The organism is Paraburkholderia sp. RL18-101-BIB-B, from assembly GCF_046026985.1.
GTDB lineage: Bacteria > Pseudomonadota > Gammaproteobacteria > Burkholderiales > Burkholderiaceae > Paraburkholderia.
The window spans coordinates 21111-37286 of sequence record NZ_JARESV010000065.1; the positions used below are offsets into that span (position 1 = coordinate 21111).

Consider the following 16176-nt stretch of genomic DNA (forward strand, 5'->3'; position numbering starts at 1 on the left):
TCACCAGCGTAGGGAGTTGCTGCAGATGTGCAAGACATTCGCCAGGCTGACTCGGACAGAACCTTCGCAACCTGTGAATCGGCGTTTCCAGCGCCTTGCCGCGACGACCCTTGTGGCGATTACCGGTCATGCCGATGACGCAGGCAGGAGGCAGCCCTCGAAAAGCACTTGGATGTCCATGTGCCCAAGCCCGGCAATGCAAGCAAGCTTGAGCAGTTTCTGATTAGGCTTGGAGCGGATGACCAGGGTCTGCAGACATCCGCACGACCTGCCACGAAAAAATAAGTGTTCTTCGGTGCGTGCGCTTTGTCGGTGCTGGAAACTGCGCGACTCTCATGCCTTCGGCGCCGTGGTCGTATCGATCAAGGCATGCGCAGCTTGCCCGCTTCCCTCCAGACTGAAGCAGGGTCCAGGGCAGGCAGCGTCGACATCCCGCCGCCGTGGACCGTCGACCATCCCCGTCCTCGAACGATGCGCAACGCGCTCGCTGGCCGTCACCGTGAGAGCGGCTAGTATCATTCATAGGGGCGCAAAGAATGGAGATTCTGCAATGGATGACGGACTTGATAGACGAGAACTGCTGCTTCACCTCGGGGACATGCTCGAAGCTTTGAGCTGTTTGACCAGGGCAGGTCGGCCGGATGCGCTGGTGGCTCAACTTGCGAAGGAGCAAGATTCGTTGCAGGACTTCGGGTTCCTCCGGGCGCTTGCCCCGAAGATGACGGTAGCCGAGTTCAGCGCACGCGTTGCCAGCGCATTCTTCCTGTGGCCAAAAGAGCTGCTTGACTCTGAGCTCAACAGGAATTTGCTGGGGTCAACCGTTCAGCACGACCTCTTTGACGGCAACCGCGACGGCTGGAAGGCGTATGTCGCCCACATGCAGAAGAGGGTGAAGTGGTATGGAGCTGGGCTTCCCGAAATAAAAGCGGACGCCCCGTCCGGACTGACGCTCGATGCCGCTGAGGATGCGAGTCCGGTCGAAGCGTCTGTCGGGGCAGCGCCAGCTACTGAGTGGGATGCGCCCGACGAGAAGAAGGGTTGGCCTTGGCCCCAGCCAGGCTCGACGTCCTGATGCACTGCTGCTCGCACCAGGAAAGAACCAGAGACAAACGGAAGCTTTAGTCCGGGGCACTCAGGTTTGTGTTTCCTTCGTTCGCTGCTCAATTCACCGTCCCCGTGAGGGTACAGACGGAGGGCGGCAGCGAGCGCCTACCGGTGCAGAGAATGGCAAGGACTCAATTGGCAGGAAGAGGCGAAGGACAGTTTCAGGTGGGAACGAGACCACCCTCCGGGTAAGCTCCGCCAGCGGGCTTTTCGTAGCGGGCAAGTGCCGCCTGGAACACTGCTTCCTCCTCAGGCATCGTGGCTGGGGTCAGTCCGGCATCCGCCCGTACGCGCTCCATTTCCTCTGTTCCAGCGCTGAAGTATGCTCGTAAGTGCGCGCCGCATCACATCGTGGCGTCGCGACGAGACAGGAGCATGTCATGAAGCCCTTCCCGGCAACGGCGCGCGGCGGTAGCGCCCTTGCACTGCTTGCGCTGTCCGGCTGCTACTACGTCGGCCCCGGCTATTATCCATACGGATACTATCCCGCCGTTCCTGGTGTCGCTACCCAGCACGAAGTCCCTGCTCAAAGCTACGGCTTGTCGAACGGCGCGGACGCCCAGAACATCCCGCCCGCATCGCCGAGTGAACCCGCGTATGTCTTCCCGGCGCCCATGTACGTCGTGCCCGCCTACTACCCTGCGTACTATCCTCCCTACCCGTGGTATGGCTGGCCCGGCTGGTGGGGGCCGTCGGTGTCGTTCAACTTCGGCTACTGGGGTGGTGGACATGGCCACTGGGGCGGTCATGGCGGGCACGGAGGCGGGCATGGCCATTGAACCGCCCCAGGTTCCGCCATCGCGCTGCGTAACCGCGAGAGCTGCAGTCAAGCAGGCAGAAGAAAAGTGTGAGCCGAAGCGCGTTGTTTTCGCCGCATTTGGTGACCGTTTATCGGCTTCGCCACGATACACACCGCAAACCAGACGGAGCGAGCGCTATCGGGATTGCTCGCCCTTTGGGCTACGAAGTTCTGTGAGCAACCATACGGCGGAGCCGGTGCCCGCACTCTCACCCGCCGGGCACTTCAGGCGGCGTTCGGTCCAGCGCTTCCTTTCCGACGGCTGAAGCATTTCGTTGACGAAGCGTCCCGCGCGCGCCAGCCAAACGCGGCCGGATGGATCCGCGCTTGGCGCAAGCGTAGTCAGCCAGACGTTGGGGCCGGCCGACGGGCTGGTCGTTTCCGGTACCGCGATGGCGGGCGTGGGCGCTTCTGCGCTCTCCGCCGGGCCCGGCTCGTCCGGGGGGGCGAACCTGAAGCGCCGGTGCTGCTTCAGCAGGCGGATCAGCACCGTGGCGGGCGCCGCTGCGCGATCGGAGGCAACCACCCTGAGCCGTCCGCGCTCCCAGTACTCGACGGCCGCATCGTCATCGAGCAGCAGCGCGAATACGACGGGATGGTCGCGTTTCGCGTCGGCGAGCGACGGACAACCCCTCGCGAGGACGGCAGCACGGATGTCGTCACGGGTGACGGCAGCGGGGCGCGGCATGGCGGGTCTCCAGCGCGCTGGCCAGCGGTGCCGGGACGGCACGTCCATGCAGCGCAGGCGGGAAATTCCACTTTAGATTACGCGCCTGACGCCAGAAAACCGTTTTCCGGCCGGGAATGGCACCGGTTGCCGCGATACCAGCTGGCGAAGGCCATTGGCGCACTGTGCGCCGGAGACCGCCTCGGGTATCGGACCTGCCGCTGGTGCCAGTCGGGGCCGTTTCACTTCGGCGGGCGTCAACCGGTCCGTATCGGCGGCAACCCGCCGCATGAGTGGGTGCACGCCGAGTACGCCGGCCATCTTCTCAGTCTTGCCAGGCGTAGGGGACTTCAGTCGACGACTCGCGCTCGACGCTATGAGCTTGCGTGGGGCATCTCTTGTTCGGGCGAATCGGCAAAGCACCACGTAGCACCGATGATTCGACTCATGGGAAGGAACATGCAGATCGGCGTCCCACCATTCGACGTGGTGAGCCTTGAGCCGAAGAGGATGTGCGAAGTACTGTCCAGGATCTATGGCGACGGCGAGCGTGTGAAAGCGATTCGCCATACTGCGCCGACGATACCCCCATTGGAATCGTATCCCCAAGGCGCGTTCGCCGTCGCATCGACGCAAAGCCGGTGAGACACGTCCGATGCGGCCTCCATTGCGTGGGACGTCCGCTTCCGGCTTGTTGTGAAAGACTTCTGTGGGTCGACCTGAGCCGGACGCCGAGCGACCTGCGGCGGATCGATTATCCATTCAGCATCGGACCGGCCTCGGCCACTAGCTGCCGTTGACGCAATATGCGAAGGCGTCATTCCAACGTTCGCTCCGATGCCCGCCAGATGATCGAACGTGAGCAAGTCGGCCATTGCGGTCTTTGGGTCGATAGCCGGGCCCGGTCGGCGCGACCGCGTCGGCGCAGTTGACGTGTGCGAAAGATCGCCCATCTGCGGCTCTCGAAAGGGTCGAAGCCACCGGGCGACCGCTGAACTCGTCAAAATGGCCCCCCCATCCCCGTGCAGCGCCGCCTCCATCCACGGCAGCCCAGTCCTTATCCACCAAGGGTTTCAGCCCGGTAGCCCAGTGCGTTGGACTCACTGGTAAACCACTATCGCGCGTGGATTGGTATGCCAGTACTGTCAGACAGGAACGCGTATACGCATGCCCTTCTTTTCGCTTCGAGGAGGCGCCATTGAAAAGCTCCTTCTGCAAGTCCGATCCAGTCCCGCTATAGCAACTCCGCAAGGTTCCGTGCTTCACGCACACGGTGCCGGCAGTCCACGACCAGCCATGTGCGCAGGCAATCGGTACGTCCAATCGAACAAAAAGGAGGCAACATGCTTTCAGGAATCCACGTGCTTCGAGCGGCGGCGAGCGCCGCATTGGCGCTCTGCGCAAGCGGGGCTTTCGCGCAGGCTTCGATCGTTTCAGGGCCGCCCAGCGATCCCACCTGCATGGTCCCCTGGAAGAGCGACACGAAGTTCATCAAGTATCCGAAGAAGAACGGGCCTTACCGGATCGCACTCGTGAACGGCTATATCGCGAACACCTGGCGTATCCAGATGATCAGGACGGCCAAGGCCTATACCGCGCAACCGGCCGTTGCCGCCAAGCTCAAGGAATTCAAGGTCGTCTCGACCGGCGAGGACGTTCCGGCGCAGATCTCGGCCGTCAACAACTTCATCGATGCCGGCTATGACGCCGTCATCGTGAACGCGCAGAATCCCTCCTCATTCGGCCCCGCGATCCGCCGCGCGAAGAACGCCGGTGTGGTGCTGGTCGCTTTCGACAACACGCTCGACAGCGCAGACGCGATCAATGTCAACGTCGACCAGTATGGGCTCGGCGCGCTGTGGGCCAAATGGCTCGCGGGCCATCTGCCGAACGGAGGCAAGGTGCTCGAAGTTCGCGGGGTGGCGGGCACGTCGGTTGACACGGACCGGCACAATGGTTTCACGAAAACGCTGGACGACACCGGCAAGAAGTGGAACGTCGTCCAGGTCTACGGCAAGTGGGACGACGGGGTCGCGCAAAAGGTCGCCGCCGACGCGATTGCCGTGCAGGGTCATTTCGACGGCATATCGGCGCAAGGCGGCGACACGGGCGTCGTGCGCGCGATGATCGATGCGAAACACCCGTTCGTGCCTTTCGGCGGCGAGACGGAGAACGGCTTTCGCAAGTTCTGCGCGCAGTATGGGAGCCAGGGCCTGAAGTGCACGTCGGCGGGCACCGGGCCCGCGCAGGTGGCCGTGGCAATCAAGACGGCACTCGCTGCACTGGATGGCCAGACGATTCCCGTGGCGATCAAGCTGCCGCTCGACGTCACCGACGATTCGATGCTGAAGTCGGGCGTCAACTATTTTCCGAACGACTCCGACAACTTTTTCGTCGGCAACTCGTTTCCGACATGCGGCATCAATTTCTCTGCGCAGGAAATCATGAAGCAGAACCAGGGCAACCAGTGACCGGATGATGGCCCGCGCTGTGACCGGAGACGAAGCATGCTGCAGGATGCAGAGCAGCCGTTCTTTCAGATGTCTGGCGTGTCGAAAAGCTACGGCGGCGCCGTCGCGCTGGATCACGCCGAACTCACGGTGCGCAGAGGCCGCATTCACGCGATCCTCGGCGAGAACGGCGCGGGCAAGTCCACGTTGCTGAAGGTGATGTCCGGCGTCGTGCAGCCGGACGAGGGCACGATGCATTTCGATGGCCGGGAGGTCTCGTTCGCGTCGCCTGCCGAGGCGAACGCGGCCGGTATCGTCTGCGTGTATCAGGAACTGTCGCTGATCCCCGACTTGAGCGTGGCGGATAACATCTACGCTGCGAACCCGCCGCGACGTTTCGGGATGATCGACCGGCGGGCCCAACGCCGCCAGGCCGAGGAGGCGCTCGCGCGAGCGGGCGCCGCCGACATCAATCCGCTTGCGAAAGTCCGGGACCTGCCGCTGTCGCGCCAGCAGATGGTCGAGCTCGCGAAGGGGCTGGCACACGCGCCGCGCATTCTGATCCTCGACGAAGCCACCTCGGCGCTGACCGCGGCCGACGTCGCGCGCGTGATCGAGGTGCTCAAGCGCCTGCGCGAAGAGGGGCTCGCGCTGCTGTTCATCTCGCACCGCATGCACGAGGTGAAGGCGCTCGCGGACGAATGCACGGTCTACCGGAACGGTCGCCATGTGATGAGCTTCGAAGCCGGCACGCGCTCCGACAATGAGGTTGTCGAAATGATGATCGGCCGGAAGTACCAGCATGCGTTTCCTGCAAAACCCGCGACCAAACCGGCGGACCATCCCGCGGACGCCCGCAGCACCGCGCCGGTTCTCGCCTGTCATGATCTCGCATGGAGCGACACGCTGCGGGGCATCAGCTTTTCGTTGAAGTCCGGTGAAATCCTCGGACTGGGCGGCCTCGACGGACAAGGCCAGCGCGAACTGCTGCTCGCGCTGTTTGGCGTGTTGCGCGGCTGCGCTGGCAAGATCGAGATCAACGGCAAAGCCGTGTCGATCGGGAGCCCGACGGCCGCACGCGCCAACGAAATCGGTATGGCGCTGATACCCGAGGACCGCAAGACCGAAGGCTTGATGTTGCCGATGTCGGTACGCGAGAACCTGTCGTTTGCCGCACTCGATCGCATGTCCACCGCGGGCATAATCGATCGCGACCGCCAGCAGTCGCTCGTCGAGCAGATGATGGAGCTGCTTGCGATCAAGTCGTTCAGCCTCGACGCGCCCGTGGGCTCGCTGTCGGGCGGCAACCAGCAGAAGGTCGTCATCGCGAAGTGGCTGATGCGGCAGCCGAGAATCCTGCTGCTCAGCGACCCGACGCGCGGTATCGACGTCGGCACCAAGCAGGAGCTCTACCAGCTGCTCAGGCGTCTTGCCGACGAAGGCGCCGCGATCGTCTTCTATTCGACCGACTATGACGAGCTGATCGGCTGCTGCGACCGCGTGCTCGTACTGTACGAAGGCAGGATCAAGAAGGAACTCGTCGGCTCGGCGATCACCGAGCAGAACCTGATTGCCAGTGCTCTCGACCTGCCCGTCGGACAGATTGTGCCTTCCACGGGAGTGGCGCTATGAGCGGGCTGCGTTACTGGTATGCGGAGAATCGCGGAGCGGTGTTCGCGTTCGGCCTGTTCGTGCTGATGTTCGCGATCTATCTCGTCAACTATCCGTCGGCGTTGTCGGCCAACGTATTTCAGACGGCAGCGAACAAAGCGGTACTACTCGCGCTCGTCTCGATGGGGCAGGCGCTCGTCGTGCTGACCGCCGGCATCGACCTGTCGATCGGCATGACGCTGGTGCTGACGAATTGCATCGGGTCGTGGATCGTCACGGGCGACTCGCTGCACAGCGCGCTCGGCATCGCCGGCGTGCTCGGGGCGGGTGCGCTGTGCGGCGCGCTGAACGGCGTGATCATCATTTTCGGCCGGCTGCAGCCGATCGTGACGACGATTGCGACGGGCGCCGTCTACTACGGATTGGCGCTGCTGCTGCGCCCTGTGCCCGGCGGATCGATCAACGAGGACCTCGCCGACGCACTGACGGGCAAGGTCGCCGGCGTTCTGCCAGCGAGCTTGGTGATTCTGCTCGCCGCGATCGTGATCGTCTGGATTCCTTTCAAACGCTCGGCGATCGGGCGAGCGGCATACGCGACCGGATCGTCCGAACCCGCGGCTTTCCTGTCCGGCATGCCGATCCGCCGCGCGAAGTTCGCGAGCTATACGCTGGCCGGCCTGCTCGCGGCAGTCGGCGGCCTGTTTCTGACGTTCTTCACGGACACCGGCGACGCGAGCCTCGGCAGCGCGAACTCATACACGCTGTTTTCGATCGCCGCGATAGTGATCGGCGGCGTGTCGCTGCTCGGCGGCAAGGGCAGCGCGATCGGCGCGATCTTCGGCGCATTCGCGTTCCGTTGCATCGGCGATCTGCTGTTCGTGTTCAACGTCGATGCGCTGTGGCAGCCGCTATTTCAGGGCATGATTCTTCTGCTTGCTGTCGCGATCGGCGCGTGCGGATTGTTCAGGGTGCGCAACCGTCTGGAGTGGTTTCAATGAGCCACGCTTCCGCGACCGGCCGGACCACGTTCGTGTCGAGGCTCACCCGCAGAATCGACAAACCGATCGTGATCGCATTCGCGTGCATCGTCGCGCTGCTGCTCGTCGGCGGGATGTTTTCGCGCAACTTCACGTCGCCGGAATATATCCTGCTGCAACTGAAGGTCGGCGCATTCCTCGGCATCATTGCGACCGGCCTGATGATGGTGATCCTGCTCGGCCACATCGACCTGTCGCTGCCGTGGACGATCACCGTCGGCGCGATGATGGCGTGCGCGGTCGCGGGGCACGGCGATCTCGGGCGCGTCCTCGCGATTCCGGTCGGGATCGGTTGCGGCGTGCTGATCGGCATCGTCAACGGCATCCTCGTCGCACTGCTGCGCATTCCGTCGATGATCGCGACGCTTGCGACCAATGCGGTCGCGCAGGGCATCATGATTGTCTATACGGGCGGATCGTCGCCGCAGGATTCCGCGCCGGAGGTGATGCGCTGGCTCGCGGCGGGCTGGCTCGTACCGGGCGTGCCGAATGCCGTCGCGCTGTGGGTGGTGATCGGCGGCTCCACGATGTTCCTGCTGTCGCGCACGACCTTCGGCCGCGCGCTATACGCGATCGGCAACACCGAGCGCGCGGCGTATCTTTCTGGCATCGATACGCGGCTCGTCACGGTGACCGCCTTCGCTGTGTGCAGCGCGTTCGCCGCGTTCGGCGGCGTGCTGCTCGCGGGCTATGCGTCGAAGGCCGCACAGTCGATGGGCGATGCTTACCTGTTGCCGGCGATCGCGGCGGTCGTGCTCGGCGGCACGTCGATTCTGGGTGGACGGGGTTCATACCTGGGCACGGTGGCCGGCGCGATCCTCATCACACTGCTGCAATCGATCCTCTCGGTCGCGCAGATGCCGGAGGCGGGGCGTCAGATCATCTACGGCGTGGTGATCGCGGCGATGCTCCTGCTGTATGGGCGAAGCAAGCGAGAGGCGTAGGTCGAGCCGCTGGCCCGCCAGTCGCGCTCAATCAACGATTGCAACCGGGCCAGGAGCGGTCAGTTACCGGCGTTATTCGAATGACCGCAGCTGGGTCGGCAATGGACATTTATTCCGCAACATCCGGACCGGGAGCTAATGTCTCATACCAAATCAAGAACGATAACGAAGCGAGTCGATGACGACACGTACAGCGACCGGAAGTTGGCGTCGGTCGGGATAATAGAGGAAGCTTCCCGCTAGCGTGACAGACCATCCCTCTAACACTTGCGTCAATGTGCCTGACTTCAGGTGGGGTTGCACCTGTTCTTTGAGAACATAGGCGAGGCCGTTTCCCGCCAGGGCGGCATGGATAAGGATATCGCTGTCATTGGAGATAAAGACCGGATCGACTGGCACCTGGACGGATCGGCCCTCTCGCTCAAAGTCCCAGAAATGGAGGGCCTTCGAACTTGGTCGTTGATATCCCAGACATGCATGGCCGGCCACATCGTCCGGAGTGAGCGGCGCGGCATTGTTCTTCAGGTACGAGGGCGATGCAACCACCGCGGTTCGGTAGTCAGCACCGATGCGAACTGCCACCATGTCCTTAGCCAATAGTTCGCCATTTCGGATGCCCATGTCGAAGCCAGCCGCGACGATGTTTGCCAAGGAATCATCTACCGACAATTCAACTACGACCTCAGGATAGTCGCGCCGAAGTTGTGTGAGCTTCGGCACGACGAACATAAGCGCTGCCGTGCGATGAACACTGATACGGACACGGCCTGCTGGCCGGCTTCGATTGTCCGCAAGCGTGGTCAAGCCTGCCCCGATCTCGATGAAAGCGGGCCGCAACCGGCTCAACAGCTTTTCTCCCGCAGCGGTCGGTGCGACGTTTCTTGTGGTTCTATTGAGCAGCTTGACGCCGAGGCGCGCCTCCAGCAAGCGAATGGAATGACTGAGAGCAGAAGCGGAAACACCGAGCCGCGCGGCTGCACGCGTGAAGCTGGATTCCTCGGCGATGGTTGCAAAAGTTAGCAGATCGGCCAGATCCTCGCGGTTCATTGTTGAGTCTCGCTCATGATTTCATACAAAATTATGTCACTAATCAACAAAGCCGACAGGCACTAGACTGCTGGAACTGATGACAGTCCGACGCAATAAGGCGTCGTGCAGTGCGCAGGAGGATCGATGACAGCAAAGATGATCGCAGTGGTGACGGGTGCGAGCAGAGGCGCCGGAAAGGGCATCGCGATCGCGCTTGGAGAAGCCGGGGCCACGGTCTATGTCACCGGGCGCAGTGCCACTGGGGGCGAAACGCCCTTCGGCGGTTCAGTAGATGAAACAGCCGAACTCGTGTCTCGCGCAGGCGGGACAGGAATAGGAGTTGTGCTCGATCACGCAGACGATCTGGCAGTGGCAGATTTCTTCGCCGAGATCCGTCGTCAACACGGCCGTCTCGATATCCTCGTGAACAACGCTGCAAAGGTTGGCGCACCCGCTCAAGGCGGCTTCTGGCAGAAGCCGTTGGATACGGCCGATGTGATTACTGTCGGCCTGCGCTCGCACTACGTGGCTAGCTACTATGCTGCGCCGCTTCTGATTGCCAATGGCCGTGGGTTGATTGTCAACACCGGACACTACGGTGCCGTCAGCTACCATCAGAACCCGGCCTACGGCGCCCAAAAGGCAGGTGCGGACAAAATGGCGGCCGATATGGCGAAGGAGCTACGGCCATACAATGTCGCCGTGGTTTCCGTCTGGATGGGCGGTTTAGATACCGAACGTGCCCGCGCCTATCTCGCTACGCTCCTCGAAGACAAGCGCCCCAAGCAAAAGCGCGAGTCTCCACAATTTACAGGCCGCACTATCGCCGCGCTCTATGAATTTGAGTCCATGATGGCACTTTCAGGCAGGGCGCTGATCGGCGCGGAGATCGGCGCAACACTCGGCGTGACCGACATCGACGGTAGCCGGCCACTCTCTGATCGCTACGCGATGGGTGGCCCGCCTGAGTTACATCGTTCCCTTACCATTTAAGCCGTCCTGCCATATACAAATCTGAACACTAGCGAAGCGTGTCGGATGAAACCGTACGATGTCGGCTTTTGTCCGGGCAACGGCCATTCGTGATCGCGTGATCGTAGCCTACAGGGCGGCTGTGGGTCGGATCTGGGTCGGTCGTCATCCGACTCAGTGCGGCCACTTTCTCCGGGGCGGCCAGGAGGCCTTTCAGATGATTATCAATTCGGAACCAGAAGGCGGGCCTTCGCGCTCTGTCTATGCCCGTGGTGTCGTCGGGGAGTACGGAATGCGGGATGACCGATTCAAGTCAATACTTAATCCGGTTCCCGATAGCGCCTTCCGCAGCAGTGAACGATATTAAGCGTGCACGTACGACCGAATGGGATGATTCGATTCGCTGGTTGGATCCGGACGTCGTCAGCGCGGCAACCTGCCAGCGGTCGCATTGACGCCAAGCACTGTCTGACCATCACTGGCAAGGTCGCATTGGTAAATGATCGGCGTATAGGTGCCGACGTCGTTCTGGAACTCGGCCTTATCGCCAACGTATGTGATCGGGCCGCCCGGCTGATCGGTCCAGTGAAAGTAACTGAATTTCATCTCGTTGGGTGCCTCAGTCCATCTCACAGCGTGCGTCGCAAGTCGCTCGATCGGATCCTTGCAATAGGTGTCGGCCGCAACGATCGCTTTCTCTGCGAGACATTGGAGGTCGTCCTTGCAGCACGACTGGGCTTGATTCATCGGGTCGTGGCCATCTTTGGCGCCATAGGTCGAAACGCAACACCCGCTGATCAACGATCCGACTATAAGAATCCCGAAGCCACCCCTTATCTTTCTCGCGCCGGTCTGCTGCTTTACCCCGGGCGCGCCATACTTGACGCACTTCGTCGGCTTGCTGCGAGCCTCGCTCCCGAATTCCTTGCATTTGACCAACGCCATGAATTCCTCCGATCCACATCTCATCGGGCAGTTGCTCCAACAACGGACGAGATTTATCCCGAGAACCCTGAAATGCTCACCCCTTATTTCGTCGCAACTCTCTTTGCGAGTGGTTTGGCGGCCATGAGCAAATAACACACCTTTCCAGAGTAGAGGTAACGCGCCAGGCCGCAAGAAAATTATTGTTCCAGTGGACAATGGATGGTCCCAAATTCGTCCTGCGTGGTCATCACCCCGCGCAACGGGTGCACGTCGAGCCACCCTCGAGCGTACCTGTCGGCCAATGCGCCGACATGGATGACCGTCGTCATCCAGTAGTTGCCCTTGAGGGACGAAGGTTCGACCGGCGGCAGTGGGTCGGCTACGGTCCTCCGCGCGATGCACCGATCGGGATCCAGGTACGGGGTGTCGTCGGTAAGAGGTCGGCCATCAAGGGACATTCAACTAACGCTATCGAATGACCGAAGCTCGACCCGCAGACGACGTCGAATATAAGTTGGGATTTGATTGTAGCGCTGCGTGGCGTGCGTCGGATACGCGGTGATGCCGGTTGCGCGAAACATGTGGTTGTCGATCTTCGTACTGGTCCCGGCTCGGCGCACGATGCTGCATCATGTCTACGCGAACCCACCTTGGGCGGTGCCCGACAAGTGATCGACTAAGAAAGTTGACTCCAAGCGCTCAATATATTCGTTTTCCTCACAATGGAATGGTCGCGCCGTAGGGTGCAGAGGTGGAAAAGGGGACCACCGATGCATTCAACGCAGACGACCATGGCAGCTCCGGCCAAGAGTGGTCAATAGTTGCCGTGAGCCAGGATTCTCACCTTGTCGACTGTGTGTAGTCTTATTTAGGTGATGATGCCGCAGTTTCAATGGCGTAGATCGTGCCGGAAGCCCCGCTACCTTTGCCACTAGCGGTCGCAGAAGCGTCAGCTCTTGCGCAGATTTTCGTGGGATCTCTGTATGTAATCCAAACGTTTCCATCGTTGCTTACGTTCTTATTTCGTATCTCTCCAGTGTTGACTAAAAAAACTCGCTTCCAGCGTCCATTGCTGATCAGCCTTCATCAAAACCTCATATTGCTCGATAAGGTCTCGATGAGATGGATGAGCCGGTCTTGCAGGGGCAAGTCCAGATTGCCGCTCCCCGCGACATTGAACCAAGGTCCAATACCTGCCGGCGTGCGCCAGTCCTATTCTTTCCCTGACGTACTTTTGTTCGGAGATTGCCATGACAACGTCAACAGGCCTGTTGACGGCAATGTCAAGTCGGCTGGTTTGCCGCTCCGTTCGAGCTTGAGTCGGGTCGTACGAACTCGCAGAGCCGCAAAGCTTCCCGCCGCGATGACGTACAGATTGACGCGCCTGCGCGCCCGGAAGCGGGAAATCCAACTGGAGGGTGAAGAAATGAAACCGTTACCGCTTCTCGTCGTGACCATCGCTGTTTCAGCCTGTGCAAGCCAACCGATGCCGCCGAGCGCACAATCGCTTGGAGAAAGCCAGCAGCCCGTCCCCGCAGTCTCGCAATGCATCGCCCAGAAATGGGCAGACCAGTCTCAACAGACGGTCATATCGCAGGTGATTGTGGCGAACAACCAGGCGATGGACGTCTATGTCCCAGGACAGCAGCCTCCGAATGGCGCAGCCGCTCTCGTGCGGCCGTCGTGGACGGGTAACAGCAAAACGTCGGTCGGTTTCCGCGCAGGCAGCGGGACAGGCGGCAACACCGGCGGTGATGTTAGCGGCTGCCTCTAGGCAGCGGGTCAGTCTGCGTTCGGCATTGCGCACGTGCGCCGTTTCACTTTCCGGATGTCGCCAGATCTTCCTCCACAAAGCGCAGAATCGCCTCAGTCAGCGCCTCGCGGGGGTAAGCGTTCTGCGTGACGAACAGGGAGCCGATCATGGTGTGTGTTCGAGCAACAGGCACGGCCAATGCCCAGTGATCGGCATTAACATAGCCCAGGAGAGCGCTTCCGGGCACGACCTGATCATAGAAGATCACCTGGCTGTCGTTGCGGGCATCGACCCGCGAGAGTTTGTCGTAGCTCGATTTTAGTATCGACGATATGCGTTCCGGCTGAGGGAACGTCACGAGCGAGTAGTAGCGTAGCTCGTTCGGAAGTGGGTTCTGTGCCATCCACGCCTTGCGTGTTGCGGGGCGCAGGCTTTGCACGGCGCCGCCGTCTCCCGAGGTGCAAGTCGCGCCCGGAAAGTGCCGCAGCATGTCAGCCTGATATTGCTCGGCATCGTTGGCGAGCGGCGAGCCTCCAACCGCTCCCGCTGCGCTGACGACAGCCGCCACGCGGCTACGGATCTCCGGATACGCGACGACAGCCTCCAAGATGTCCGCGACACCCTTGGAGTAACCGACCAACACGAGCTGCGCTGCTCCAGCGGACAGTTGCATTGCCATGATGGCGTCGCGGATCTGATGTGCATTGTGGGTGGAACTCGACAGCCCGTCGACGTCGAGCATGACCCCGTCGTAGCCAAATTGTTGTAGCTGCTTAGTGACGGTTCCCGGCGAATTCAGCCACGGCTTGAAGCAGTCGTACCCGATGCCAGGGACCACTGCCGCGATGAGGTGGCGCCTCGATTGACCGAGATCGACGCTCGCGCCGGAGCCGGCAGGTTCAGTGCCGACGCGCGTCAGTGCGTCTTCGCAAGCACGGTAGTCAGGAAGCGCCGGGCCGTGCGCTTCAAGCACCGCACAGTAGATTTCGCGAAACCGCGCCCGCTTGTCCTGCACGCCCGCTTCGGATGCGGGAACGAGCGCGAGCGGCGGCGTGTCCGTCGTGTAGGGAACGAGCGGCTTCGTTGCGCACGCTACGAGCGCAAGGCAGGTCGTAAGGAGCGCGAAACTGATACCACCATTCTTCCACGCGCGCCGAACTGGAATCGGTCGCATCGAAACGCCATTTGGCGCTCCCGTGATGGGGTTACTTGCCGGCATTGCCGTTCTCCTTGCGTGCGGCGGACTCACGCTGCTCGAGGTAAGGCACCCAGTCAAGAATTTGCACGTTCGTAAAACTGAGCGGGCGTGTCGCGAAGAACATCACGGCACGCAGTCCGTCAGTGTAATAAGGCGCTCCATTCAGCGTTGTCCGCGGGTGTACCTGCGATGATGGACCCACGCCGTGCACGAAGCCGAGTTTATCCAAACCGCCTGAATACATCAGGTCCTGGATCAGAAAGTTCCGCGCCTCGTCGACGTCCCCATGCAGCGCGTCGCCTGCCGTATGATGGTGCGCGAAGCGACCGCCGACCGGCCGACCGACCTGCCCCAGATACACTGCGTCACCGTTGAAGCGAATGGGCGCGAGCCATGCGCGCAATGAAGTGGAGGGCGCGCCCGCTTGCGCTTCCTTGCGCAGGACGACATCGGGTCTGCGTCCAAATATTCACTGCGCGAGGTCGTTTTCACGCATGTAGCGACGATAGCTACGCCGCACCATTGCGGCACCAATGTCCCCAAGCGTACCGACGACAATCACGTTCAACGGATCGGCTTCCGTTGTCCCGTGCTCATCAGTGGCACAACACTGCATCCGTTCGAGCGCTGCGCGCAACGACACAAGGTCGTGGTAGTCCGTGAAGACAGTCTCGGGATACTGGAACGGGGTCAGCGCGAAACGCGGGTCCGCGGCATCGCCCGGTACAGGCAGAAACAGGGAGAAGGGGATCAGCGTTTTGCTTCCGAACAGATCGACATTGACGAGTTTGATCTGCCGGTCGGGATTGGTGAACAGAAACCCTGCGCGCGTTTCTCCGGGGGGAATGGGATTCCTGAATCCAAGCTTGTTCAGGTGACTGTCGATGCTTGCATTCGTCGCACCTCCGAGAAGCGTGTGCATGGACCACGCGACTTCGAGTGGCGAGAAGTAGTCCGGATCGGTGCCGGAATGCAGCAGCCATAACACCTGCGAAGTCCGATTCTCGACTTCGATCCACAGCGGCTGGATGTTGGTCTTGTTGATGTCGGCGCCGAACATGCGCTTGCTGTCGTCCGGCCCCAGCACGGCCACGCTTACCCGTGCGTCCTGCTTCGTCGCGCTCACCGCACGCTCACGAAGCGGCGCGTCGTCGATGCTGGTTGGGGCTGTCCACGTCGCACAGCCCGCGAAAATGAGCGAGAGGACGACGCCGCCAGCCGCATTCTTCAATGCACGTTGTAGCGACGACGATTCGCTCATTGCTTTGCTCCTGAGGGCAGGGCGTTGAGCTTTGCCGCCGCCTCCCAAGGGAGAAATTCGATCCCTGAGAGCGAGGTGGGTTGCCGGTCGAAGACGAGTACCTGCCGATAGCCGTCGGTGTAGTAGGGGTCAGTGGTGAGATTCTCGCTCGGTGCGACTGACGGGGCGGCGCCGACTCCCTTTACGAATCCGATCTTCTGAAGATTCTGGGAATAGGCCATGTCCTCGGTAAGTGATGTGCGCGCCTCATCTACGTCAGGGTCGATCTTGTGCGTCGTCAGCGTCGGTGAGTGAAACGTAAGGCGAACGCCGATATCCCGGCTGATCTGGCCCACCCACACGGGCTTGCCCCGATAGCGCATCGGGCTGAGCCAGAGGCGTAAGTGATTGCGCTGGTGAATCGTGTCGCGCGCTTTCTGCAGAG

General features: G+C 61.4%; 15 protein-coding genes. 8 read left to right on the top strand and 7 right to left on the bottom strand.

The features are described from left to right. Positions 1-550 precede the first annotated feature (550 nt). Positions 551-1072, top strand: coding sequence for a hypothetical protein (locus tag P0D73_RS41795; protein WP_408316107.1), 522 nt, complete (start codon positions 551-553; stop codon positions 1070-1072). 412 nt (positions 1073-1484) lie between these two features. Then, complete coding sequence (locus P0D73_RS41800) at positions 1485-1883, top strand: hypothetical protein (protein ID WP_408178710.1); 399 nt, start codon at positions 1485-1487, stop codon at positions 1881-1883. A gap of 156 nt (positions 1884-2039) precedes the next feature. Here P0D73_RS41800 and P0D73_RS41805 read toward each other — a convergent pair whose 3' ends face one another. Beyond that, positions 2040-2591 carry a hypothetical protein gene (locus P0D73_RS41805; RefSeq protein ID WP_408178711.1) on the bottom strand — a complete coding sequence of 184 codons (552 nt, stop codon included), beginning with the start codon at positions 2589-2591 and terminating at the stop codon, positions 2040-2042. 1322 nt (positions 2592-3913) lie between these two features. Between P0D73_RS41805 and P0D73_RS41810 the strand changes: the two genes are divergently transcribed. The 4 genes from P0D73_RS41810 to P0D73_RS41825 are packed head-to-tail and all read left to right on the top strand — an operon-like array spanning position 3914 to position 8612. After that, entirely contained in the window at positions 3914-5041 is a 1128-nt protein-coding gene (locus P0D73_RS41810) for a sugar ABC transporter substrate-binding protein (protein ID WP_132380161.1), read from the top strand. Positions 5042-5077: 36 nt separating this feature from the next. Then, positions 5078-6652 (top strand): sugar ABC transporter ATP-binding protein, encoded by a 1575-nt coding sequence (locus tag P0D73_RS41815; protein WP_408316104.1) that lies wholly within the window; start codon positions 5078-5080, stop codon positions 6650-6652. Then, entirely contained in the window at positions 6649-7629 is a 981-nt protein-coding gene (locus P0D73_RS41820) for an ABC transporter permease (RefSeq protein ID WP_408316102.1), read from the top strand. The genes P0D73_RS41815 and P0D73_RS41820 overlap by 4 nt, the downstream gene beginning before the upstream one ends. Then, positions 7626-8612: an ABC transporter permease gene (locus P0D73_RS41825; protein WP_408316100.1), complete on the top strand. Its 987-nt coding sequence runs from the start codon at positions 7626-7628 to the stop codon at positions 8610-8612. The genes P0D73_RS41820 and P0D73_RS41825 overlap by 4 nt, the downstream gene beginning before the upstream one ends. Before the next feature lie 153 nt (positions 8613-8765). Here P0D73_RS41825 and P0D73_RS41830 read toward each other — a convergent pair whose 3' ends face one another. Further along, entirely contained in the window at positions 8766-9659 is an 894-nt protein-coding gene (locus P0D73_RS41830; RefSeq protein ID WP_093645171.1) for a LysR family transcriptional regulator, read from the bottom strand. A gap of 126 nt (positions 9660-9785) precedes the next feature. Here P0D73_RS41830 and P0D73_RS41835 point away from each other — a divergent pair, with 126 nt between their 5' ends. Further along, complete coding sequence (locus P0D73_RS41835) at positions 9786-10634, top strand: SDR family NAD(P)-dependent oxidoreductase (RefSeq protein ID WP_408316098.1); 849 nt, start codon at positions 9786-9788, stop codon at positions 10632-10634. Between the two features lie 402 nt (positions 10635-11036). On the opposite strand, the gene P0D73_RS41840 is transcribed toward P0D73_RS41835, so the two are convergent. Continuing rightward, positions 11037-11558, bottom strand: a complete 522-nt coding sequence (locus P0D73_RS41840) for a zinc ribbon domain-containing protein (RefSeq protein WP_408316096.1) — start codon at positions 11556-11558, stop codon at positions 11037-11039. 1408 nt (positions 11559-12966) lie between these two features. Between P0D73_RS41840 and P0D73_RS41845 the strand changes: the two genes are divergently transcribed. After that, the gene (locus P0D73_RS41845; RefSeq protein ID WP_408178775.1) at positions 12967-13314 is read left to right on the top strand and encodes a hypothetical protein; all 348 of its coding nucleotides are present in this window, start codon (positions 12967-12969) and stop codon (positions 13312-13314) included. Positions 13315-13357: 43 nt separating this feature from the next. Here the strand turns inward: P0D73_RS41845 and P0D73_RS41850 are convergent, their stop codons facing one another. The 4 genes from P0D73_RS41850 to P0D73_RS41865 all read right to left on the bottom strand — a co-directional run. Then, the gene (locus P0D73_RS41850; protein ID WP_408178716.1) at positions 13358-14512 is read right to left on the bottom strand and encodes a hypothetical protein; all 1155 of its coding nucleotides are present in this window, start codon (positions 14510-14512) and stop codon (positions 13358-13360) included. Next, positions 14499-14960 (bottom strand): LssY C-terminal domain-containing protein, encoded by a 462-nt coding sequence (locus P0D73_RS41855; RefSeq protein ID WP_408316259.1) that lies wholly within the window; start codon positions 14958-14960, stop codon positions 14499-14501. Before P0D73_RS41855 ends, P0D73_RS41850 begins: the two co-directional genes overlap by 14 nt. Further along, positions 14961-15752 (bottom strand): hypothetical protein, encoded by a 792-nt coding sequence (locus P0D73_RS41860; protein WP_408316094.1) that lies wholly within the window; start codon positions 15750-15752, stop codon positions 14961-14963. Further along, the coding region (locus P0D73_RS41865) for an LssY C-terminal domain-containing protein (RefSeq protein WP_408316092.1) at positions 15749-16176 on the bottom strand (428 nt) is incomplete at its 5' end. The genes P0D73_RS41865 and P0D73_RS41860, both read right to left, overlap by 4 nt.

Coding starts and splice junctions, on each gene's coding strand:
- P0D73_RS41845 (WP_408178775.1), top strand. CDS start 12,967: ATGAAACCGTTACCGCTTCTCGTCGTGACCATCGCTGTTTCAGCCTGT.
- P0D73_RS41820 (WP_408316102.1), top strand. CDS start 6,649: ATGAGCGGGCTGCGTTACTGGTATGCGGAGAATCGCGGAGCGGTGTTC.
- P0D73_RS41850 (WP_408178716.1), bottom strand. CDS start 14,512: ATGCCGGCAAGTAACCCCATCACGGGAGCGCCAAATGGCGTTTCGATG.
- P0D73_RS41810 (WP_132380161.1), top strand. CDS start 3,914: ATGCTTTCAGGAATCCACGTGCTTCGAGCGGCGGCGAGCGCCGCATTG.
- P0D73_RS41800 (WP_408178710.1), top strand. CDS start 1,485: ATGAAGCCCTTCCCGGCAACGGCGCGCGGCGGTAGCGCCCTTGCACTG.
- P0D73_RS41825 (WP_408316100.1), top strand. CDS start 7,626: ATGAGCCACGCTTCCGCGACCGGCCGGACCACGTTCGTGTCGAGGCTC.
- P0D73_RS41805 (WP_408178711.1), bottom strand. CDS start 2,591: ATGCCGCGCCCCGCTGCCGTCACCCGTGACGACATCCGTGCTGCCGTC.
- P0D73_RS41860 (WP_408316094.1), bottom strand. CDS start 15,752: ATGAGCGAATCGTCGTCGCTACAACGTGCATTGAAGAATGCGGCTGGC.
- P0D73_RS41815 (WP_408316104.1), top strand. CDS start 5,078: ATGCTGCAGGATGCAGAGCAGCCGTTCTTTCAGATGTCTGGCGTGTCG.
- P0D73_RS41840 (WP_408316096.1), bottom strand. CDS start 11,558: ATGGCGTTGGTCAAATGCAAGGAATTCGGGAGCGAGGCTCGCAGCAAG.
- P0D73_RS41835 (WP_408316098.1), top strand. CDS start 9,786: ATGACAGCAAAGATGATCGCAGTGGTGACGGGTGCGAGCAGAGGCGCC.
- P0D73_RS41795 (WP_408316107.1), top strand. CDS start 551: ATGGATGACGGACTTGATAGACGAGAACTGCTGCTTCACCTCGGGGAC.
- P0D73_RS41830 (WP_093645171.1), bottom strand. CDS start 9,659: ATGAACCGCGAGGATCTGGCCGATCTGCTAACTTTTGCAACCATCGCC.